Source organism: Pseudomonas sp. HP_08, assembly GCF_055284095.1.
This window is the reverse complement of record NZ_JBTOQC010000012.1, coordinates 300,544-321,599: the sequence shown is the minus strand read 5'-3', so window position 1 is coordinate 321,599 and position 21,056 is coordinate 300,544. Positions and strand designations below refer to the sequence as shown.

Annotated in this window: 17 protein-coding genes; 8 read left to right on the top strand and 9 right to left on the bottom strand. The window is 61.9% G+C overall.

Features of this window, described 5'->3' with window-relative positions; translation table 11 throughout:
* Positions 1-155: 155 nt before the first annotated feature.
* From ACYAS9_RS13035 to ACYAS9_RS13015, 5 genes are all read left to right on the top strand, one after another.
* Positions 156-1,616 (top strand): NAD-dependent succinate-semialdehyde dehydrogenase, encoded by a 1,461-nt coding sequence (locus ACYAS9_RS13035; protein WP_463568708.1) that lies wholly within the window; start codon positions 156-158, stop codon positions 1,614-1,616.
* A 144-nt stretch (positions 1,617-1,760) separates the two neighbouring features.
* The gene (locus tag ACYAS9_RS13030) at positions 1,761-2,849 is read left to right on the top strand and encodes an ABC transporter ATP-binding protein (protein ID WP_463568707.1); all 1,089 of its coding nucleotides are present in this window, start codon (positions 1,761-1,763) and stop codon (positions 2,847-2,849) included.
* Between the two features lie 215 nt (positions 2,850-3,064).
* Complete coding sequence (gene gabT / locus ACYAS9_RS13025; RefSeq protein ID WP_463568706.1) at positions 3,065-4,354, top strand: 4-aminobutyrate--2-oxoglutarate transaminase; 1,290 nt, start codon at positions 3,065-3,067, stop codon at positions 4,352-4,354.
* Positions 4,355-4,452: 98 nt separating this feature from the next.
* Positions 4,453-5,139, top strand: coding sequence for an HAD family hydrolase (locus ACYAS9_RS13020; protein WP_463568705.1), 687 nt, complete (start codon positions 4,453-4,455; stop codon positions 5,137-5,139).
* A gap of 38 nt (positions 5,140-5,177) precedes the next feature.
* A complete protein-coding gene (locus tag ACYAS9_RS13015) occupies positions 5,178-5,669 on the top strand; it encodes an Lrp/AsnC family transcriptional regulator (RefSeq protein WP_081567735.1) in 492 nt (163 codons plus the stop codon).
* A gap of 75 nt (positions 5,670-5,744) precedes the next feature.
* Here the strand turns inward: ACYAS9_RS13015 and ACYAS9_RS13010 are convergent, their stop codons facing one another.
* The 4 genes from ACYAS9_RS13010 to ACYAS9_RS12995 form a co-directional block, all read right to left on the bottom strand.
* Positions 5,745-6,455 (bottom strand): cupin domain-containing protein, encoded by a 711-nt coding sequence (locus ACYAS9_RS13010; protein WP_463568704.1) that lies wholly within the window; start codon positions 6,453-6,455, stop codon positions 5,745-5,747.
* 15 nt (positions 6,456-6,470) lie between these two features.
* Entirely contained in the window at positions 6,471-7,754 is a 1,284-nt protein-coding gene (locus tag ACYAS9_RS13005) for an NAD(P)/FAD-dependent oxidoreductase (protein WP_463568703.1), read from the bottom strand.
* A 60-nt stretch (positions 7,755-7,814) separates the two neighbouring features.
* Positions 7,815-8,519 carry an HAD-IA family hydrolase gene (locus ACYAS9_RS13000; RefSeq protein ID WP_463568702.1) on the bottom strand — a complete coding sequence of 235 codons (705 nt, stop codon included), beginning with the start codon at positions 8,517-8,519 and terminating at the stop codon, positions 7,815-7,817.
* Positions 8,520-8,661: 142 nt separating this feature from the next.
* Positions 8,662-9,609 carry a LysR family transcriptional regulator gene (locus tag ACYAS9_RS12995; protein WP_463568701.1) on the bottom strand — a complete coding sequence of 316 codons (948 nt, stop codon included), beginning with the start codon at positions 9,607-9,609 and terminating at the stop codon, positions 8,662-8,664.
* A 137-nt stretch (positions 9,610-9,746) separates the two neighbouring features.
* On the opposite strand from ACYAS9_RS12995, the gene ACYAS9_RS12990 reads away from it, so the two are divergent.
* Positions 9,747-11,174, top strand: a complete 1,428-nt coding sequence (locus ACYAS9_RS12990) for an aldehyde dehydrogenase family protein (RefSeq protein ID WP_463568700.1) — start codon at positions 9,747-9,749, stop codon at positions 11,172-11,174.
* Between the two features lie 32 nt (positions 11,175-11,206).
* On the opposite strand, the gene ACYAS9_RS12985 is transcribed toward ACYAS9_RS12990, so the two are convergent.
* From ACYAS9_RS12985 to ACYAS9_RS12975, 3 genes are all read right to left on the bottom strand, one after another.
* A complete protein-coding gene (locus ACYAS9_RS12985; protein WP_463568699.1) occupies positions 11,207-12,940 on the bottom strand; it encodes a GMC family oxidoreductase in 1,734 nt (577 codons plus the stop codon).
* 14 nt (positions 12,941-12,954) lie between these two features.
* Complete coding sequence (locus ACYAS9_RS12980) at positions 12,955-14,004, bottom strand: ABC transporter substrate-binding protein (protein ID WP_463568698.1); 1,050 nt, start codon at positions 14,002-14,004, stop codon at positions 12,955-12,957.
* Positions 14,005-14,232: 228 nt separating this feature from the next.
* On the bottom strand, positions 14,233-15,144 hold the full coding sequence (locus ACYAS9_RS12975) for a LysR family transcriptional regulator (RefSeq protein WP_463568697.1): 912 nt from the start codon (positions 15,142-15,144) through the stop codon (positions 14,233-14,235).
* Between the two features lie 108 nt (positions 15,145-15,252).
* Between ACYAS9_RS12975 and ACYAS9_RS12970 the strand changes: the two genes are divergently transcribed.
* Positions 15,253-16,332: a tartrate dehydrogenase gene (locus ACYAS9_RS12970; RefSeq protein WP_463568696.1), complete on the top strand. Its 1,080-nt coding sequence runs from the start codon at positions 15,253-15,255 to the stop codon at positions 16,330-16,332.
* A gap of 107 nt (positions 16,333-16,439) precedes the next feature.
* The gene (locus tag ACYAS9_RS12965; protein WP_463568695.1) at positions 16,440-17,366 is read left to right on the top strand and encodes a 2-hydroxyacid dehydrogenase; all 927 of its coding nucleotides are present in this window, start codon (positions 16,440-16,442) and stop codon (positions 17,364-17,366) included.
* A 212-nt stretch (positions 17,367-17,578) separates the two neighbouring features.
* On the opposite strand, the gene ACYAS9_RS12960 is transcribed toward ACYAS9_RS12965, so the two are convergent.
* A complete protein-coding gene (locus ACYAS9_RS12960; RefSeq protein ID WP_463568694.1) occupies positions 17,579-19,408 on the bottom strand; it encodes a CocE/NonD family hydrolase in 1,830 nt (609 codons plus the stop codon).
* 36 nt (positions 19,409-19,444) lie between these two features.
* Positions 19,445-20,878 (bottom strand): YfcC family protein, encoded by a 1,434-nt coding sequence (locus ACYAS9_RS12955; RefSeq protein ID WP_463568693.1) that lies wholly within the window; start codon positions 20,876-20,878, stop codon positions 19,445-19,447.
* Between the last annotated feature and the right edge of the window lie 178 nt (positions 20,879-21,056).

The window sequence follows — 21,056 nt, the reverse complement described above, 5'->3', positions numbered from 1 at the left end:
GTAACCCGTCACACAGCCGTTTTCAGCCCAGCACAGCCTGCCGTCCTGCGCCTCATTTCAGCATCTATCACCCGTGCGCAGGCCTATCTCGGCATCGGCCACTGGACGGGGCTTTTTACAATGGGCCCATCGTTCGTCCCCTCAAGGCCCTGATCATGTTGAAAAGCCAACTGCGTGACCCTTCCCTGCTTGTCGAACGCGCCTATGTCAACGGCGCCTGGATCGAGGCCGATGACGGCGCGACGATCGAGGTGACCAACCCCGCTGATGGCAGCGTGATTGCCAGGGTCCCGGCGCTGCAGGCCGCCGAAACCCGCCGTGCGATCGAGGCCGCGCAAGTGCGCTTTACCAGCTGGCGCGAAGTGCCCGCCGCCGACCGCGCGCGCTATCTCGAAGCCTGGTTCGGCCTGATCATGGAAAATCAGGAAGACCTGGCGCTGATCATGACCTGCGAGCAAGGTAAACCGCTGACCGAGTCGCGCGGCGAAATTGCCTACGGCGCCAGTTTCATCAAGTGGTTCGCCGAGGAAGCCCGGCGCATCTATGGCGACACCATCCCTTCGCCGGCGGCGGACCGGCGCATTCTGGTGCTCAAGCAACCCATCGGCGTGGTCGCGGCGATCACGCCCTGGAATTTCCCCAACGCGATGATCACGCGCAAGTGCGCACCCGCTCTGGCGGCCGGCTGCACGGTGCTGGTCAAGCCATCGGAGATGACGCCGCTGTCAGCCCTGGCGCTGGCGGTGCTGGCTGAGCGCGCGGGCATTCCGGCCGGCGCGTTCAACGTCCTGACCGGCCTGCCTGCCGGCGTGGGCGGCGAGATGACCGCCAACCCCGATGTGCGCAAGCTGTCGTTTACCGGTTCCACCCGCGTCGGTCAGATGCTGATGAGCCAATGCGCGGCCACCCTCAAGCGCCTGAGCCTGGAACTGGGCGGCAATGCGCCGTTCATTGTTTTCGACGATGCCGATCTCGACCTGGCCATTGCCGGCGTCATGCAAAGCAAATTCCGTAATGCCGGCCAGACCTGCGTCTGTGCCAACCGCATCCTGGTGCAGGACGGCATTTACGAGCGTTTTGCCGAGCGCCTGAGCGCGGCCGTTGCAGAATTGAAAGTCGGCGACGGCCTGCAAAGCGGCGTCAGCATCGGGCCACTGATCAACGCCGCAGCCGTGGACAAGGTTGCACGGCACATCAACGACGCCCTGGCGAAAGGCGCAAGCATCGCCATCGGTGGTGCGCCTCAAGGCGAGGGCCTGTATGTGCAGCCGACCGTGCTGCGCGATGCCAGCGCCGACATGCTGCTGGCCACGGAAGAAACCTTCGGCCCGGTGGCGCCGCTGTTCCGCTTCAAGGATGAGGCCGAGGCCCTGGCGCTGGCCAATGCCACGCCGTACGGCCTGGGCGCGTATTACTTCACCCAGGACATGCGCCGTGCCTGGCGCGTGGGTGAGCGCCTGGAATTCGGCATGGTCGGGCTCAACACCGGGATCATTTCCATGGAAGTGGCGCCCTTCGGCGGCATGAAGCAATCGGGCACCGGCCGCGAAGGCTCCAAGTATGGCCTGGATGAGTTTCTCGAGATCAAAGCCTGGCACATCGGCGGCCTGGGCTGATCGCAGCCTGTCGCACCCACGGGTGCCGGACAGCAGATCCTGTTGGTCCGGCCCTGCAAAACGGCACGAATCAGGCCTGCGCCTGTGATCAGATAACCCACAGGCTTATTGGGCAATCCCTGGTTCTACAGAGGACGACGCTTCATGAATTTCACTGAAGGTTTTGAATCGGTCAGCGTCAACAAGGTGTGCAAGCACTACGGCAACCTCAAGGCGTTGAACAACGTGGACCTCAAGGTCGAAGCCGGGGAGTTCATGTCCTTGCTGGGCCCGTCCGGCTCGGGCAAAACCACCTTGCTGAGCATTCTGGGTGGTTTCATCCGGGTCAGCTCCGGCAGCATTTTATTTGGCGAGCGCGACGTCACCCTGATGCCGCCGCACAAGCGCGAAATCGGCGTAGTGTTTCAGAACTACGCGCTGTTCCCGCACATGACCGTTGGCGAAAACGTGGCCTTCCCGCTGCGCGCCCGTGGCGAAAGCGCCAGCAAAAGCCGTGACCGGGTCAAGAACGCCCTGGCGACCGTGGAGCTGTCCGGCTATGAAGACCGCAACATCGCGGCCCTGTCTGGCGGGCAGCGCCAGCGCGTGGCCCTGGCCCGCGCCATTGTCTTCGAACCCAAGTTGATTCTGATGGACGAGCCGCTGTCGGCCCTGGACAAGCAACTGCGCGAAATCATGCAGATCGAGCTGCGCGCCCTGCACAAACGCTTGGGCGCCACCATGATCTACGTGACCCACGATCAGCGCGAAGCCCTGACCATGAGTGACCGTATCGCAATCATGCGCGGCGGCCAGCTGGTGCAGGTCGATACACCGCGCCGCCTGCACGATCACCCGGCCGACGATTTCGTCGCCAGCTTCATCGGCGAAAGCACCCTGGTGCCGCTGCAACGCAGTCCGGACAACGGCCTGACCCTGGGCGCCACACCCCTGCGCACCACCCGCCCGGTGCCCGCCTCGGGGGATGTGTTCCTGGCCCTGCAATCGGAAAAACTGTTGCTGGACAACGACAGCTCGGGACCGGAGTGGAACCGTCTGCGGGGGCGCGTCGCCGACATTGTGTTCCAGGGTGAAAGCCTGAAGGTGTTCGTCGACCTCGAGGGCGGGCCAACGGTCAGCCTGCGCCAACCCAGCCACCACGAAGGCAACCTCAGCCTGCCACCGATCGGCGCGCCCATGATGATGCGCCTGCACCCGGAAGACACCATCGTCGTGCCACGCGCCGGGGTTTGATTCAAGACACTTCGGCCCGTTGCACCACGGGCCGTGTCGTTTCGGGCAGCCACCTTGCCTAGAAAGCCGGGCGCCCTGCGCAGCGAAATATTTCGTCACACCCCTGCAAAACAGTCGATCAAGGCGCCCGATGCCGCAAGTTCAGCGCTTGTGATTCCGGGCAATCCTTATCCTGATGACATCACCCGCCACCCTCGGCGTTCACGGAGATCGAGATGAATTCTGCACTGACTGAAAACCAACGCCTGCTGGCCCTGCGCGAACAGCATGTACCGCGCGGTATCGCCACAGCTCACCCGGTTGTCGCAGCACGCGCCCAGGGCACTGAGCTGTGGGATGTCGATGGCAAGCGCTACCTGGACTTCGTCGGTGGCATCGGCGTGCTCAACGTCGGGCATAACCACCCGAAGGTGGTCGAGGCGGTGCGCCGGCAGGTCGGTGAGATTTCCCACGCCAGCTTCCAGGTGGTGGCCTACGAGAACTACATTCAGGTGGCCGCACGCCTGAACAAGCTGGTCGGCGGCAACGCTCACTACAAAAGCGTGCTGTTCACCTCCGGCGCCGAAGCGGTCGAAAACGCGGTCAAGATCGCGCGTGGCTACACCAACCGCACGGCGGTGATTTCCTTTCGTGGCGGCTTCCATGGCCGCACCCTGCTCGGCGTGACCCTGACGGGCATGAGCCAGCCCTACAAACAGAATTTCGGCCCCTTCCCCGCCGAGATCTATCACGCCGTCTACCCCAACGCCTACCGCGGTATCAGCAGCGACGACGCACTGGCTCAGCTGGATGAGCTGTTCGCCACCGACGTGGCGCCGGACCGTGTCGCCGCGATTATCATCGAGCCGGTGCAGGGCGATGGCGGCTTCCTCGCCGCGCCTAAAGAGTTTCTGCAGGCCCTGCGTGCCCGCTGCACCGAGCACGGCATCGTGCTGATCCTCGACGAGATCCAGGCAGGTTTTGGCCGTACCGGCACGATGTTCGGTTTTCAGCATGCCGATATTCAGCCGGACCTGGTGACCGTCGCCAAGAGCCTGGCCGGTGGCATGCCGCTGTCTGGTGTGGTCGGTCGCGCCGAGATCATGGATGCACCGACGCCGGGCGGCCTGGGCGGCACCTACGGTGGCAACGCCGTCGCATGTGCGGCCGCGCTGGCGGTGCTGGACCTGTTCGAAGAGCAGGATCTGCTGGCACAGGGCGAGGCACTCGCGGCCCAACTGCATGACGGGTTGCTGGCCCTGCAGAAACGTTATCCGAGAATCGGTGACGTGCGCGGCCTGGGCTTCATGCAGGCGATCGAAATGGTCGCCGACGATGCCGCTCGCAGTCCCGATGCGGCGCTCGCGCAAAAGGTCATCGATGAAGCGCGCCACGCCGGTTTGCTGGTGATCAAGTGCGGCGTGCATCGCAACGTGGTGCGTTTCCTGGCGCCGCTGGTGACCACGCCGGCGCAGGTGACAGAAGCCTTGCAGATGCTCGAAAAAGCGTTGGCCGCCGCCTGCTGAACGCCGTCACGGTAACACCCGGCCCGACCTGCCCCGGCAGTGTCGGGCCTTTGGGTTGCAGCATGATGGAACCGGCATGATCTACTCAGGAGCACGTCATGAGAGTCACCCATTACAAAGCGTTGGGCCTGTCGTTCGGTACATTGGTTGACCGCGAACGGGGCATCCTCGAAGGTCTGCGACCGCTGGCAGTGCAAAGTGAATCCCGGGCCAGCGACGCGCAGTTGCTCAGCGCTTATCGACAGGTGGCACAGGAGCTGGCCAGCCGCGCGGCGCAGCTCAGCGCAGCGGCTTTTCATGGCCAGCTCTACCAGCGTGTGGCGCAACAATTGCAAATCATTCCGGGCTGGGATGAAAGTGTGGCATTCAGTAGCTCTTCGTCCCTGTGGCCCATTTTCGAAGATGCTCCCGGTGCCCTCCAGTACCTGGGCAAGTTCTACCGTTTGATACTGATCGCCCCACCCCAGGGTATCGATGTACAGGCCCTGGCCCGTCGTCTGCCGGTCGAGTTCGATGCGATTGTCGAACCCCGCGACGAGGACTGGCACAACAGCCTTGAAAGCGAGCTGTATCGCCTGGGGCTGGAGCGTTCTGAACTGTTACCGGTGCGCAGCACGGAAAGCGATGACCCGTGGAACCAGCGGGTGGACTTTCCGGTTTGCACACTGCGTCGCGGCCATGAGCAGCCGTGGAACCATTCGCCTCAGGCAATGGACGGCAAGCGCTGTGAATACGCCAGCCTCGCTGACCTGGCCCATGCCCATCAAAAGGCATTGCACGCCTGAGCACGACGGCCCTGATTTGACATTGCGAGGACTGATCAATGGACGCTGCAACCAAGCTCGACCGAATCGACATCAACATCCTGGTGCAATTGCAGAAGGACGGGCGCATGACCAATGTCAGCCTCGCCGAAGCCGTCGGGCTGTCGCCCAGCCCGTGCCTGCAACGTGTCAAACGCCTGGAGGCCGCCGGCTACATCAGCGGCTATGAAGCCCACGTCAATCTGGCCAAGTTCGCCAACTCGGTCACCGTGTTCACCGAAATGACCCTCTCGGACCACAAGCGTGCCGACTTCGTGAAGTTCGAGTCGAGCATCCGCAACATCGACGAAGTGCTGGAATGCCATTTGATCAGCGGTGGCTACGACTATCTGGTGCGCTTCCTGTGCAGCAGCATCCAGCACTATCAAGAGCTGATGGAGTCGATCCTCGACAAGAACATCGGCATCGAGAAGTACTTCAGCTACATCGTGATCAAATCGCCCGTGGTCAAGAGCACCGTGCCCTTGCGCAGCCTCGTTCGGGCGGTCTGAAAACAAAACCTGCCGCTACAGGGCGGCAGGTTTCATTGACCGAACGGGACGCTTTCCGAACCCCGCTTCACGACGTCACGACACGATGCAGAACACCTTGCGCACGGTCTCCCCGCTGGTCCACGCATTGGTGTTGCCCCTGGGCACGATCACCGTTTCTCCCGGCCGTACATGATAGCTGTCGCCCTGCGCGGTCTTCAGGGTCACCGCGCCTTCGAGGATAAACATCAATTCGCTGTAGTCCGGCTCGACCTGCTTGCGCGCGTACGCCTCGCATTGCCACAGCCCGATGCGCAGGTTGGCCACACTGAACAGGGTCTGGCTCCAGGCTTTCGGCGTAGCGGTCAACAGCACACTGGCTGCCGGCGGATTCGTCGGCGCCAGCGGCTGGGACAGATCGATCCTGACCGGGCTTGCGGGCATGTCCGTACGGCCTGAAAGCCCCGGAAACGCCATGAACAGCCGGCGCAGCGGGCCGTTATGTTGCCAGCGCACACGCACGCCCTGGGGCACGACGAAACAATCGCCGGCCCTCAGGTGCAAATCGAAACCTTCACCCTGCAAATGCAGCTCGCCGGCTTCGATCACGCCCAGTTCAACCCAGGGAAAGGCCTCGATCAGCAGGTTGGCGCCGGTGCTGGCACTGCTGCCGGCCGCATAGCCTTGCTCCGGGTCATGGAGGTTGATCACACGCCCCGCCGCCAGCGGGTCGTCCGGCAGGGCGAAGGGCGCGCAGGGCAACTGGCGATCCGTGTGCGGATGGGAGTAATGCAAAAGGGTTGGCATAGGCTTAACGCTCGCTCATCGGCCGATGATGTCCAGAAACTGCTGCCAGCCCGCCGCCAGGCGAACGCCCGGCGCGCGGAAGGCATGCAGCGGAATGGGATTGAAATGCTCGCCCGCCAGCAAGCCGAGCTCGACCTTGTCGCCCGCCGTCATGGCTGCCAGTTGCCTGCCCATCCAGGTCGACATCGCGACGCCGCCACCGTTGTAGCCGATGGCGTAATAGCTGCGTTCATCGAGCTGCCCGGCATGGGGAAGGTAATCGAGGGTCATCGCCACCAGCCCCGACCAGCGATAGGCGATGGCCTGGTCACGCAGAATCGGGAACACCTCGACCATGCTGCGCTGCAGAGCGTCGAACGCGCCTTGTGAGTCGTTCTTGCCGAAAGCGCCGCGCCCACCAAAAATCAGGCGATCGCCGATGACCCGGAACCAGCGCAACATGCGCTTGGTGTCGCCACACACCTGGCCGCCCGGCATGATCGCCGCGAGGATATGCGGTGGCAGTGGCTGCGTGGCGATGATCGCGCTACGGAACGGAATCAACCGCCGGTGCAGCGTATCGGTGGCTCGGGTCTGGTCGGAATAACCGTTGGTGGCGTAGATCACTTGCCGGGCGCTGACCCGCCCTTGCGGCGTCTGCACGATGACCCGGTCACCTTCGTGACGGACCTGTTCGGCCGGGCTGTTGATGAAGATTTTCACGCCCTGGTCAACCAGGTGCCGAGCCATGCCGCGCGCGTAGTTCAACGGATGAATGCCGCCAGCCTTGGGGGTCAGCAGGCCGCCGGCAAAGAGCGTCGCGCCGGTCATTTCCCGCACCTGGTCGGCCGAGATCATCTGCGACGAGGTGCCGCCGGTTTCGCGCTTGATCCAGTTCGCGGTGGACTCCAGTGCGCCCAGCGCGTGGACGTTATGCGCCGCCGCGATATGCCCGCCCAGATGCAGCTCGGCGCCGGTCAGGCCGAGGGTTTCGATCATCTCGACCAGGCTGTCCACGGCGGCATAACCGGTGCGGTACATGTGCAACGCCGTGTCACGGCCAAAGCGCGACATGAGCGTGGGAAAGCCCACTCGGAACTTCGGTGACACCACGCCACCGTTACGTCCGCTGGCGCCCCAGGCCAGGGTATTGGCCTCGACGATAAGGGGCTCGCGACCACTGCGGGCGATGTGATGCGCAGCCGAGAGGCCGGTGTAACCGGCACCGATAATCACCACATCGCACTGCCGCTCGCCTTCCAGCGATTGCAGCGCGGGCGCCGGTTGGGCGGTGGCCGCCCATAAGCTCTGAACCGTCATGCCAGCCTCCCGACTCAATAAGGATTGGCGCCCGTGGCCAGGACCCGGGCACCGAGGGGATCAGCCCAGCTCTTTCTCGACCGCGTCAGCCAGTTGCGCCAGCGAGGTGAAGTGGTAATGCGGCTCGGTGCGCTCCGATTCCAGCGTGCCGCCGGTGCCTTTCTGGGCAAAGCGACGCTCGATCCAGCAGGTTTGATACCCCAGGCGCATGGCCACGCCAATGTCGTGGTACTGGCTCTGGGCAACGTGGAGGATGTTTTCGAACAGGATGTCCTGGGTGGCCAGCACGCCTCGGGTGTAGGCAAAGAACTGCGGGTCGGGCTTCTCGAAACGCACATCGTCGACGGTGACGCGCACGTCGAACGGCTGGTCGAGGGTTTCGGCCATGTGGTTCAGGGCCCAGACCTGCGAGTTGGTGGTGGCCACCAGCTTGAAGTGCTTGCGCAGGCGCTTGAGGGCTTCGACCGAATCAGGGAACGCCGGGAAGTTCTTCACCGCTTGCGCCAGACCCTTGGCATAGTCGTCGTTGTCCGGCAGCCCCAATTTGGCGGCGATGACGTGGTAGCAACGCTCCAGGTCATCCGGCCACCAGCCTGAATCGGTGGAGGCGCGGGCCTCGCGATAGGCCTTGAGGATGTCGTCGTCGCTGTGGGCCTTGCCCGCTTCACCCGTGACTTCGCGTACATGGGCCAGGATTCCGGCTTCGAAATCGATCAGGGTACCGACAACGTCAAACGTCAGGGCTTTGAACTGCTTGAAAGACATAGGGCGCTCCGCAAGAAAAGTCGTAAAGGTGAAACTGACTGGACAGGCCCATTATCTGCCCGCCTTCTCGCGAAATATTCTGTTTTGCCCTGCCCCAGAGGCATAACCTACTGTTTTTCTACTCGACGTGCCGCACCTGTGCTCAATGGGCGGATTGCAGGGTGGCGAGTAACTTCAGATCAGGGTAAAGCGCATCAATCCTGAGCATGTCCTCGCGCATCTCTTCGATGATCCAGTCACGCACGCTTTCGACGATCGGACGTACCGGACGATTGGCCGGAACCACCAGGCAACACCGTCGGGAATGGACCCGCAGCGTGTCCGTCGCCGGCACCAGTTCACCCTTGCACAGCGAGTTCGACACCACGTTCAGCCACCCCAGCGCCATGCCCTGGCCCAGCAATGCGGCCTGCACCACCACGGCATAATCGGAGAACACCAGCGCATTGTCGGCGCGGCCCGGCGCTTCGAAAGCGGCGGCCCAGGCACGGTCCTGATTGTCCATGCTGATCAGCGTCGGCAGCTGATTTCTGCCCTTGTTCTGCACGACATCGGCCAGGTACTGGGCATTGCACACCGGCAGGGTGATTTCCGGAATAACCAGTGTATCCGTGGCTTTCAGGCTGCCTGCTTCCAGGTAACGCATGCCCAGGTCGACATCTACCAGAGGGCCGCCGATCCTGCCGGACATCAACTGATAACGCATGTCGACGGTGGGAAATCGCTGGCTGAAACGGCTCATGCGCGGCATCAGCCAGTGCGTGGTAAACGCGGTGGACACCGACAGCGTGACGGTCTCGATGCCGGTCGCCCGGGCTTCGATTTCACTGATGGCCGACTCGATGGTGCTGAAGCCTTCCTGCACCCGGCGATACAGAATGCTGCCGCTTTCAGTCAACCGCGCCCCGCCGCGAACCCGCTCGAAAAGCTGCACGCCAAGGTGCTCTTCGAGGCGTGACAACATGCGGCTCACGGCCGGTTGGCTGACACACAGCTCATCCGCCGCCCGGGTGAAGCTGCCACATCGAGCGGCGGCTTCGAAGACGAATAGCGAGCTGGAACTGGGGAGCTTGCGACGTAGATTAGACATGACCTGAGTTTATGCCTGACACAACTATTAGTAAATTGTCCCGAACAAAATACCCCGCCTATTCTGGTGAGCACCTGCGCAAGGCAGCCACGGATGTTCGGCGCTGCACACCTCCCCTCACGAGACCTTCCTTTGTTATGAAAAACACGCTGAAGTTTTATATCGATGGCCGCTGGGTGGAACCTCACAGCGTTGAACGCCTGCCCGTGATCAACCCCGCCACCGAGCAGGCATTCTGCGAAATCGCCATGGGCGACCCGGATGATGTCGAGTCTGCGGTCATGGCCGCCCGCCGCGCCTTTGCCGGGTTCTCAAGCACCACACCTGCGCAGCGCAAGCAACTGCTGCAACGGATTCTTGAGGTGTTCATGGCGCGCTACGATGAAATCGCCGAGGCCATCGTCCAGGAAGTCGGCGCGCCGAAAGCCTTGTCCCACGCCTGGCAAGCCGGGATCGGTCAGCGTCATCTGCAGCAACTGCTGCGCACCCTCGACACCTTCGAATTCCAGAAAACCCGTGGCACCACGCTGATTACCCACGAGCCCGTGGGCGTGGTGGCGCTGATTACGCCCTGGAACTGGCCGATCAACCAGATCGTCTGCAAGGTCGCGCCCGCGCTGGCCGCCGGTTGCACCATGGTTCTCAAGCCCAGTGAAATCGCCCCGGTCAATGCCTTGCTGTTTGCCGAGGTCATGCACGAGGCCGGCGTGCCGGCGGGCGTGTTCAACCTGATCAACGGTGATGGCCCAACGGTCGGCGCGGCACTGTCGGCACACCCGCAGGTGGACATGGTTTCATTTACCGGCTCGACCCGCGCCGGCACGGAAATCGCGCGCCTGGCCGCGCCGACGGTCAAGCGCGTGCATCAGGAACTGGGCGGTAAATCAGCCAACATTTTGCTCGACGATGTCGACCTGCAAGTGGCAGTGACCAGCGGCGTCGACAGCTGCTTTGGTAATAGCGGTCAGTCCTGCAATGCGCCGACGCGCATGCTGGTGCCCGCCGCGTTGCACGATCAGGCCGTGGACATTGCCCGTCGCGCCGCACAAAAACACATCGTCGGCGCCCCGGATGCAGCCGCCACGACCCTGGGCCCGGTGATCAGCCAGCGTCAGTACGACAGCATCCAGCGGATGATTGCCATCGGCATCGCTGAAGGCGCGCAACTTGTGTGCGGCGGACTGGGTCGCCCGGAACATCTGCCGCAGGGCTATTACGTGCAGCCGACGATTTTCGCTCAGGTCACGCAGGACATGACCATTGCCCGCGAGGAAATTTTCGGGCCGGTGCTGGTCATCCAGGCCTACGAAGACGAAGCGCAAGCGGTGAGCATGGCCAACGACAGCGTGTTTGGCCTGGCGGCCTACGTGCAATCGAGCGATCGGGCGCGTGCCCGCGACATTGCCCTGCAAATGCGTGCCGGCAGCGTCTACATCAACTATCCGGATTGGGATTCCGGCGCGCCGTTTGGCGGCTACAAGCAATCGGGCAATGGCCGCGAATACGCCGAATGGGGACTGGAAGCTTTTCTGGAAGTAAAGGGGATTGTCGGCTGGGGGGCTTGATGCCCCCGTTTTGACAGGCTCGCAGGTGGTTGCTACAGCTGAGGCGCCACCTCGACCGCACGCACCGACACCTGCGCCTCAGCCTTGATCAGGTCGGCCATCCGTTCGGCGATCATCAAGGTGGGAACGTTGGTGTTGGCGCAGGGAATCGACGGCATCAGCGAGGCGTCACACACACGCAGCCCTTGAACCCCGATCACACGACCGTCACCCGTGGTCACCGCCAGTGGATCGTCGGCGCGGCCCATGCGGCAGGTGCCTGACGGATGCCAGGTGCCACCGACATTGCGCTGCACGAATTCGGTCAGCGCCTGGTCATCGGCGAGCAGCTTTTTCAGGGTAACGCCCTGCGTCACCAGGCCATGAATCAGCACGCCCCGCAACGGACCGGCGATGTCCAGCAGCAGGCTCAAGGCACCGCGCTGCAGGGCATTGATCGCGCCCGGCATCGCGACCCTGGCCACCCGTGGGGAATAGCTCGATGGAAACACCACGCTGCATTCGCGGCTCAAGTCGTGCGCCGACAACGTCTGGGCGCCGAAGCGTAATGCCTGCTTCAGCCGCTCAAGGTCGCGACCATCGCTGAGCATGTCGAAGCGCACATGCGGCTCGTCATGGGGATCGCTGGACGTCAGGCGCAGGCGCCCACGGGAAAAGGACTTGTTGACCCAGAAAAACAGTGTGCCCAATCGATAACCCACCGAATGCCAGCCCGATCGAGAAAGGATTGCACCGTGCATATCACAGGGCACCGTGTCTGCCAGCCCCGAGGAAAAACGCACGATGGCCTGCTCATGGTGCTCTTCGGGAAATGCCGTGCGGCCTTTGCGGTTAAGCAGCGCAGACACCGCAATCGAAGGATGCTCCATCAGGTTGGCGCCCACTCCCGCACGATCGGCCACCGGGACAATGCCCAGCGCAGCCAGGTCGTCCGCCGGGCCGATGCCACTGCGCAGCAACACCGCCGGGCTGTGGATCGCACCGGCACAGACGATGACCTCATGCGCACTCAAGGACTCGACGCACCCTTTTACGTTAATGATCCGGGCACCCTTGGCGCGACCGGCCTCGATCAGCACGCGATCCACCACACAGTGGGTACGCAGGGTCAGGTTCTTGCGCCGGCGCACCTCATCGGTCAGGTAACAGACCGATGTGGGGATGCGCTCACCCTCCTCGCTGACGCCGATGGCGCCCACGAACACGCCTTCCTCCCAAAGGCCATTCTGGTCGGCCTTGTGCGCAAGGCCGCGACTGCCCAGCACCTTCATCACCGCTTTGACGAAAGGCGAAAGGCGCTCCGCTGATGTACGCCGGATCCTCACCGGGCCGTCGCTGCCATGCAGCGCCTTGTCCTGCGGCGCACAGAAGTCAGTGTCGTTTTCCAGTTTGCGAAAATACGGCAGGCACGTTTGCCAGCTCCAGCCCTCGGCACCCAGCGCCTGCCATTCGTCATAGTCGGCCGGCGCGCCCCGGTTGGTCATCAGCGCGTTGATCGCCGAGCCGCCACCGAGGATCCGCGCTTGCTCATAGCGCCGCGTGGCATTTGCACGATTGCCCATCAAGGCCGTCAGGCGCTGCCAGATATTGCTGACATCCAGATAGGCCCGCCCCGGATAACGGCTACGTATCTCGGGCGGCATGGTGTGCCTGGAAATATCGCGCCCGGCCTCGATCAGGCACACCTGTTTATCGGGGTCTTCCGAGAGCCTGGCGGCCAGCGCACACCCGGCCGACCCACCGCCCAGAATCAGATAATCGATCATGCCGACACCCAGCCTTACTGAACGAACTTGAGCCAGCGATCCTTGGCGGCGATGCCTTCGGCGGAGGCCCACCACTCTTCCGACATCAGCGCTTGCCTGGCCGCGTTGTCCGGCGAGCTTGGCAGTTCCTTGGCCCGCTCGGCGGTGATTTTGCCTGTGGCGAAGGCCGCAGGATTACCCGGACCGTAGTCGATGTAGAGCGGCAGGTTGGCTTGCAGCTCAGGCGATACCGCCTCGTTGACGAACTTCACGGCCGCCGCATAGTTAGGGGCGTTTTTCAGGATGCACAGCTGGGTGTTTTGCAGCAGGCCGTCGTTATAGGTGAAGGCCACGTCCGGATTGCTTTTCTGCACGGCGCTGGCGCGGCCATTCCAGATCATCAGCATGTCGACCTCGCCATCGGCGAGCAATTGCGCCGACTGGCCACCGGAGGTCCACCACACGGCGATGTCCGGCTTGATCTGTTCGAGGCGCTTGTAGGCGCGATCGACATCCAGCGGGTAAAGCTTGTCGCGAGGCACGCCATCGGACAACAGCGCCGCTTCCAGCGTGCTCATCGGATCGTTACGCAAGGCACGCACGCCGGGGAAGCTCTTTACATCCCAGAACTCGGCCCAGGTCTGCGGGACTTTTTTCAGGTTTTTCTTGTTGTAGCCAATGACCGACGAATAGAACTCATACGCCACCGAATACGGGGTGCGGTAGGCCGCCGGCATGTTTTGCACGTTTGGCAGCTTGCTCAGGTCCAACGGCTCGATAAGCCCTTCCTTGCCACCGCGCAAGCAGTTGGAGGGCGGTGTATCGATCACGTCCCAGACCGGTTTTTTCGCCTCGCCCTGAGCCTTGACCATCGGCCAGGCATCGGGGGCGCTGTCCTGTTTGATGGTGATGTTCAACAGCTTGGCCGCCGGGTCCAGAATGGCCTTGGTCTGCGCCTCCTGATAAGCGCCGCCTTGGGACACAAAGACGATTTCGTCGGCCACAGCGGGCATGGCGCACGCTACGGAAAGACTCAACAGGGAAATGACGGAACCGAACGCTTGAGCAAAAGACAAGGTTTTCATGGCAAATCATCCTGAGCGTAGATTAATTCGGCAGCGTTAAAACCTCGACTGAACACCCTGCACAGCGTGCTTTGCTCAGGTTTGATTTTATTGTTTGACCGAGCGGGACATTTCGACGTTACAAGAGCATGACACCCGCGGGCAATGCACGAATAGTCACAGATGGCATAACCTCAAGGCATGTTTGTCTTTCCGGGGCAATTGATAGCGTCCTTGCCGATCACGCACTCATTTTAGCGCTGCGAACGGCAAGCGCCTGGCCAGCTCTTGCGCAAGGTACCGGGCGAAGACCGAGATGCGTTGCGGTATATGCCGGCGATGCTGATAGACCACGAAGATATCCGCCCTGGGCGTCTGGTAATCACTCAGCACCGCCTGCAGGCGCCCGCTTTCAAGGTATTGCTGAACATTCCAGCGCGAACGCAGGATCAGCCCGTGCCCGTCCAGCGCCAGGTGCAGCGCGACTTCTCCATCGTTGCTCGACAAGGTGCCGCTGACCTTGTGCGAATAATCCTGGCCATCCTTGTTGAATCGCCAGATCGCATAATCGCTGCCGAACTGACGCAGCACGATGCAGTTATGCCGGACCAGATCCGCGACCTCTTTCGGCTCAGGCATAGCCTCAAGGTATTGTGGCGACGCACAGAGGATGCGCGGATTTTCCAGCAGGCGCACCGCGATCAGCCGCGAGTCCGGCGGTTCACCCATGCACACGCTCAGGTCGAACTGATCATCCAGCAGGCTCGAAGGCTGGCTGGACAGCTCCAGGGACAGCTCCAGTTCCGGGTGCAATCGGGCGAAGCTGGAGACCACCGGCGCCAGATGCTGGCGCCCGAAACCCAGCGTGCCATTGATTCGCAAGCGGCCTTGCAAGGTGGGTTGCCGACTGTTGAGCGCACTTTCCAGCTCTTCCAGTTGCCGCAGGATCGGCCGCCCGCCTTCAAGGTACAAGGTGCCTTCCGGTGTCAGCGACAATCGCCGGGTGGTGCGCTGCAACAACTGCACCCCCAAACGCGCTTCAAGCTGGCTCAGGCGCTTGCTCACCGCCGGTAACGACAGCCCGAGGTGCCGCGCGACTTCGGTGAGGCTGCCGCGCGTCGCCACCTGCTGGAAGAAACCCAGGTCATCGATCATCGCCACGGATTCTTTCCTTAAAATTAAGAATGGCTTTCGCTCAAGACTAATTATTAATACAGGCCTACTGCATACACTGACAATCGATCCCCATCAATCCCAGGAGTCGAATTCATGAGCAACGCCCAGTACAAAATTGCAGTGATCCCAGGCGACGGCATCGGCAAGGAAGTCATGCCCGAAGGCGTGCGCGTACTCGACGCAGTGGCGGCCAAACACGGCCTGACGCTGCAATGGGACTGGTTCGATTTCGCCAGCGCCGATTACTACCTGGCCCACGGCAAAATGATGCCCGACAACTGGTTCGACCTGCTCAAGGGCTACGATGCGATCTACTTCGGTGCGGTGGGCTGGCCAGACGTCGTGCCCGATCACATTTCTCTGTGGGATTCGCTGTTGCAGTTCCGCCGCGAATTCGACCAGTACGTCAACCTGCGCCCTTGCCGCCTGATGCCGGGCGTCAAGGCACCACTGGCCAATCGCAAGCCCGGCGACATCGACTTCTGGGTCGTGCGCGAGAACACCGAAGGTGAATATTCCAGCGTCGGCGGCAAGATGTTTCCGGGCACCGACCGTGAGATCGTGCTGCAAGAGACCGTCATGACCCGCGTGGGCGTCGACCGCATTCTGAAGTTCGCCTATGACCTGGCGCAGAGCCGGCCGAAGAAACACCTCACCTCGGCGACCAAATCCAACGGCATCGCCATCACCATGCCGTACTGGGATGAACGCGTCGTCGAGATGGGCAAGAAATACCCTGACGTCAAAGTCGACAAGTACCACATCGACATTCTCACGGCGAACTTCGTCCTGCACCCGGACTGGTTCGATGTGGTGGTCGCCAGCAACCTGTTCGGCGACATCCTTTCCGATCTCGGCCCTGCCTGTACCGGCACCATCGGCATCGCGCCGTCGGCCAACATCAACCCGGAGCGCAACTTCCCGAGCCTGTTCGAACCCGTGCACGGATCAGCGCCGGACATCGCCGGCAAAGGCATTGCCAACCCGATCGGGCAAATCTGGTGCGGGGCGATGATGCTCGAACACCTGGGCCACCCGCAGGCGGGCGCGGCGGTACTGGCGGCGATCGAAACGGTACTGGCGATGGGGCCGGAAAACGCGCCATTGACCGCCGATATCGGCGGCAAAGGCAACACCGAAGCCCTGGGCAAGGCCATCGCTGCTGCGGTCTGAGCCGGCAAATAATGCGCAATCTTCCGTTCACAGCCTGTGATACGGGAGATTGTTGCGTGTGAATCCGGCATCGTTTGAACATCTTTACAGCGCTTGCGAGAGATGCCATGACACTGCTGTTCAAAGTCGACGATGCCCGTGGCGTCGCCTGGAAATCACTGTTCGAACAGCACGCGCCAGACATCGAGGTGCGCCTGTGGCCAGATATCGGCGACCCGTCGCACGTGCGTTATTTCGCCGCCTGGCAACCGCCCCGACAGCTGCATGAGCGCTTCCCGAATCTGCAGGTGATCTTCGCCACCTCGGCGGGAGTCGATCAGTTCGACCTCGGCGAACTGCCAGAACACATTTTGGTGGTACGCATGCTCGACCCCGGCATCGCTCAAGGCATCGTCGAGTACGCATGTTTCGCCGTATTGAGCTTGCACCGCCAGATCCCGCTGTACCTGCATCAACAACAGGCCGGACGCTGGCAAGACCACCTGTTGACCCCGGCAGCGCAACGTCGTGTTGGCGTCATGGGCCTGGGCAATCTGGGCGTTGCGGTGTTGCAGAGCTTGCGCGCGTTCAACTTTCAGCTGCATGGCTGGGCGCGCTCGCACAAGAGCATCGACGGCGTGCAATGCCATGCCGGCAGCGAGCAGCTCGAGCCTTTTCTCAACCAGTGCGACATCCTCATCTGCCTGCTGCCCCTGACCGACGACACCCGCGGCCTGTTGAACGCCAGAACACTGGCCGCATTGCCAAAGGGCGCCAGCCTGATCAACCTGGGCCGGGGCGGGCATCTCAAGGAAGACGACCTTCTTCAAGCACTGGAGTGCGGGCAACTGAGCCACGCCATTCTCGATGTGCTCGACGAAGAGCCGCCCTTGCCGGATCACCGCTTCTGGCAGCACCCGCAGATCTGGCTGACCCCGCACATTGGCGCAATGACCGCACCGCACAGCGCCTTTGCAGGGTTATTGGCCAATATCAGGCGTCATCAGCGCGGCGAAGCCCTGCACGGCCTGATCGACCGCGATCAGGGTTATTGAGTAATGCCGACCAGTTAGGCTCTGTACGAAAAGTCGGCGAGCGAAGGTCAGGCAAGGCAAAAAGCGGCGAGGAAGCGGAGTTTACGAGTTGTAAATGAGCATTCCGAGCCGGTTTTTAACGCAGCATGGCCGAGCGCAGCCACTTTACGTTCAGAGCCTAAGGACAATGCGGTCATTGTGGGAGGAAGCTCTGCTCGCGACCGGCTCGCTTTTCATCCGCTAGTCGCCTGTACCCGCAACAGCAGTCTCGATGCGCCCTGCCCGCCCATGTGTACCGTGTTCAGTGCTACGCGCTTATGCTCCGCCTGTCCTTCTGGCTCGCCGCTGTTGGGGTTGACATCGAAATGCGGAAAGTTGCTGCTGGCAATATCCAGCCTCAGTCGATGTCCCTGTTTGAACAGGTTGCAGGTTGCGAAAGGCTCGATCACGACCTTGAATCGCTCACCGGGCACCACGGGCCGGGGCGCGCTCCAGCCATCGCGATAACGGCAGCGAAAGATGCCGTCGGTGATGTTCATGCAATAGCCCTCCGGGTAATCCGCACTCGGCGGGTAGACATCGACAAGCTTGGCGGCGAAGTCGGTATCGAGCCCGTCGCTTTCAACCCACAACTCGATCTGTACCGGCCCGGCCACTAATAGATCCTGGGTCAAGGGTGCTGTTGCGAAGCTCAATACATCGGCGCGCTGGCTGAGGGGCTTGTTATCGCCTTGAGTACCGAAGAAGTCTGCAGACTCACGCTGGTCAAACGCACCGCCCACGAAGACAGGCGCGCCAGAGGTCAGCGCGCCGCCAATGGTCGGCACCGGATGATCGGGGTCTGCGCGGTACTGAAGCTGGCCGGCCGCCACATTGCTTGCCTCGGTCACCAGCTCGCCTTGCGCCGTGAGGTACAACGTTTGTGTCTCGGTGTGCGGCAGCGGCCACTGATGGCTGTCGATCCAGTAACCGCCATGCTCGATCCGCTGCTGCTCGTTGCGCCGGCCACTGCCGCCGCCCATGACGAAAACCTGCACCCGGTGTTCAGGCGCAACAGCCGCCGCAGGGTCGAGCAAATGCTGCTCGAACCAATGCAAACGACAGGTCAGCCAGTTGTCGCCGACCTGGCCATCAAAGGCCGCTGCCGGCCCGAATTCGGCATTGCCGCTGTGGGTGATATTGCGATCGCCATGCAGCCATGGGCCCATGATCAAGCGTTGCGGCGCCTTACGGTTCTTGGTGAAGGCGGCGTAGTTGGCCAGGGTAGAACTGACATAAGCGTCATACCAACTGGACATCAACAGCACGGGAATATCCGGGATCCGGTCGTAGTAGCCTTCGGCATAGAGGCCCAATTGTTGCCAGTACGCATCAAACGTCCCGTGTTGCCATTGCTCGAACAGGTAGTCCTCATATTCCGGCGCCTGCCTGAGCGGCGACTCGCCGGGACGCCAGGGCATGCGGGCGAACCAGTCGCGGATATCTTCCTGTTCCAGCGCGTGGCGCAGCAAAGGGTCGGCCTTGGCGGCGGGGCTCTCCCGCGCCTGTTTGCAGGCCCACGTTGCCTGCTTCAGTTCAAACGCGCCGCCCTGGCGAATGCCGCATTGGTAGGCATTGGCGAACCCGCCAGAGTCCAGCACCATCGTCACCAGCCCAGGTGGAGCAAGGCAGGCCATGGCCAGTTGGGTATGGGCCGCATACGACAGCCCCATACTGCCGACACGGCCGTTGCACCAGCGCTGTTCAACCAGCCAGCTCAGCGTGTCGTAGCCATCCTCGGCTTCATTGATGTATTTGACGAACTCGCCCTGCGAAGCGTAGCGCCCGCGACAGTCCTGGAATACCGCAATGAAGCCACGCGAAGTAAAGGCCTCGGCCATGTCTTCGCGGGACAAATGGCGCCCGTCCAGTTGTTTCTCGGAACGCGAAGGTCTGGACTTGTCATACGGAGTGCGCTCTATCACCACAGGCTTTGGCTGGGTAAGGTCGTCGGGAAAGTAAATATCGGTGGCCAGGCAGATACCGTCCCGCATGGGCACTTCAATGTTTCGAATGATTTGCATACGCCGGGTGCTCGAATAGCGAAGGGTAAAAAAGACTCAGTAGCCCGAACTGACCGCGAACGTCAGAAGGCCCAGGGCAATCACCGCAAAGATGACAAACAGCGGCCAGATGAAGCGGGCCCACTGTCCCCAGCCGACGTTGGCTGTCGCGAGCAACACCAACAAACCACTGGAGGTCGGCGTGATCAGGTTGGTCAGGCCATTGCCCAGCAGGAAGGCAAACACCGTACTTTGCGGGCTGACCCCGGAAAGCTGGCCCAGCGGGCCGAAGATCGGCATCGTTACAGCGGCCTGGCCAGAGGTCGAAGGAATCACCACATCCAGGCTCAACTGGGCGAAGAACATGCCGTAGGCAGAAACCAGCGGACCGTGGTCGCCGATCAGGTTCGACAGGCTATGCACGATCGTGTCGAGCACCTGGCCGGTGCTGAGGATGATCTCTACCGCCGTTGCCAGGCCAATCAGCACGCCGGCCATCAGCACTTTCTTCATGCCCTCGATGAACGCCCCCGCCGCCTCACTGGCGCCCAGGCCTGCGACGACAGCAAACACCGCGCTCAAGGCCAGGTAATAGGAAGAGAGTTCCGGGTACTTCCAGTGCCAACGGTTCGAGGCATACACCAGAAAACCGACACCGACGGCCAGGATCAGCAAGTTGATGGCGTGCCGCAAGGGCAGCCGGGTTTTCTCGAAGGCAAACTCTGCGCTGGCATCAAAGCCCAGGCGGCGAATGCTGTAGAGCACGAACGCAATGCCGGTCAACAGAAAGATCACATAGGCCGTCACGCGCATGCTCAAGCCACTGAACATCGGCACGCCCACCAGCGGCTGAGCCACCGCCAGAGCGATCGGGTTGGTGATCGAGCCCAGGTAGCCGATCTTCACCGAGATGGCCACGATCGCCAGGCCAATGATATTGGGCAAGCCCAGCCGTGTGGTCATCGCCACCATCAAGGGCACGATGAGGATGAACTCCTTGGCCAGCCCCATGAAGGTACTGCCGGCCGAGAACACCAGCATCAGGCAAGGCACCAACACATGGATATTGCCGCGTGTCAGGCCCAGCAGTCGCTCCAGCCCGGCATCGATCACTTTCGCCTTGTTCAAGACACCGAACATGCCACCAATGAACAGCACCATGAAAATCAGGCCGGCGCGCTTCTCAATGCCCTGTGGAATGGCCATGACCGCCTCGATCAGCGACACCGGCCGTGCCTGCCCGCTGTCTTTTGTGCGCGCCTCCAGGGCAAATAACTGGGCAGGCGACGTCTCTTTTTCAAGCGTCGTATAAGACCCCGGCACTACGGCAATGCCGGTGCGCTGGAACTGGCCGGAGTCGATTAGGTAAGTGACGATCAATGCAAGAAAAACGATGGCCAGCAGGATCAACGAGGGGTTGAGTTGCCTGGGCTGGGCCTGAAGCGGTTCGCCGGTGCTTGCAACTGCAGAGTGTCGGGTGAGTTCGGACATTAAATGGCCCTGATCAAAGCGCGCCTGGGCGTGCAGGTTGTGGCAGAAGGCAACGTGCGTTCACGCAAACATGAAGCACGAAGGGAAAACAGCGCGGTGTCCGATCAGACCTCGATTAACACGAGAAATATAACAACGGGCGTCACGCTGTTTTCATATTGTTTTTAGTGTTGCGCCT

What these genes read in the sequence shown, in the direction of transcription:
- ACYAS9_RS13035 (WP_463568708.1), top strand. Translation starts at nt 156, where the DNA reads ATGTTGAAAAGCCAACTGCGTGACCCTTCCCTGCTTGTCGAACGCGCC.
- ACYAS9_RS13030 (WP_463568707.1), top strand. Translation starts at nt 1,761, where the DNA reads ATGAATTTCACTGAAGGTTTTGAATCGGTCAGCGTCAACAAGGTGTGC.
- gabT (WP_463568706.1), top strand. Translation starts at nt 3,065, where the DNA reads ATGAATTCTGCACTGACTGAAAACCAACGCCTGCTGGCCCTGCGCGAA.
- ACYAS9_RS13020 (WP_463568705.1), top strand. Translation starts at nt 4,453, where the DNA reads ATGAGAGTCACCCATTACAAAGCGTTGGGCCTGTCGTTCGGTACATTG.
- ACYAS9_RS13015 (WP_081567735.1), top strand. Translation starts at nt 5,178, where the DNA reads ATGGACGCTGCAACCAAGCTCGACCGAATCGACATCAACATCCTGGTG.
- ACYAS9_RS13010 (WP_463568704.1), bottom strand. Translation starts at nt 6,455, where the DNA reads ATGCCAACCCTTTTGCATTACTCCCATCCGCACACGGATCGCCAGTTG.
- ACYAS9_RS13005 (WP_463568703.1), bottom strand. Translation starts at nt 7,754, where the DNA reads ATGACGGTTCAGAGCTTATGGGCGGCCACCGCCCAACCGGCGCCCGCG.
- ACYAS9_RS13000 (WP_463568702.1), bottom strand. Translation starts at nt 8,519, where the DNA reads ATGTCTTTCAAGCAGTTCAAAGCCCTGACGTTTGACGTTGTCGGTACC.
- ACYAS9_RS12995 (WP_463568701.1), bottom strand. Translation starts at nt 9,609, where the DNA reads ATGTCTAATCTACGTCGCAAGCTCCCCAGTTCCAGCTCGCTATTCGTC.
- ACYAS9_RS12990 (WP_463568700.1), top strand. Translation starts at nt 9,747, where the DNA reads ATGAAAAACACGCTGAAGTTTTATATCGATGGCCGCTGGGTGGAACCT.
- ACYAS9_RS12985 (WP_463568699.1), bottom strand. Translation starts at nt 12,940, where the DNA reads ATGATCGATTATCTGATTCTGGGCGGTGGGTCGGCCGGGTGTGCGCTG.
- ACYAS9_RS12980 (WP_463568698.1), bottom strand. Translation starts at nt 14,004, where the DNA reads ATGAAAACCTTGTCTTTTGCTCAAGCGTTCGGTTCCGTCATTTCCCTG.
- ACYAS9_RS12970 (WP_463568696.1), top strand. Translation starts at nt 15,253, where the DNA reads ATGAGCAACGCCCAGTACAAAATTGCAGTGATCCCAGGCGACGGCATC.
- ACYAS9_RS12965 (WP_463568695.1), top strand. Translation starts at nt 16,440, where the DNA reads ATGACACTGCTGTTCAAAGTCGACGATGCCCGTGGCGTCGCCTGGAAA.
- ACYAS9_RS12960 (WP_463568694.1), bottom strand. Translation starts at nt 19,408, where the DNA reads ATGCAAATCATTCGAAACATTGAAGTGCCCATGCGGGACGGTATCTGC.
- ACYAS9_RS12955 (WP_463568693.1), bottom strand. Translation starts at nt 20,878, where the DNA reads ATGTCCGAACTCACCCGACACTCTGCAGTTGCAAGCACCGGCGAACCG.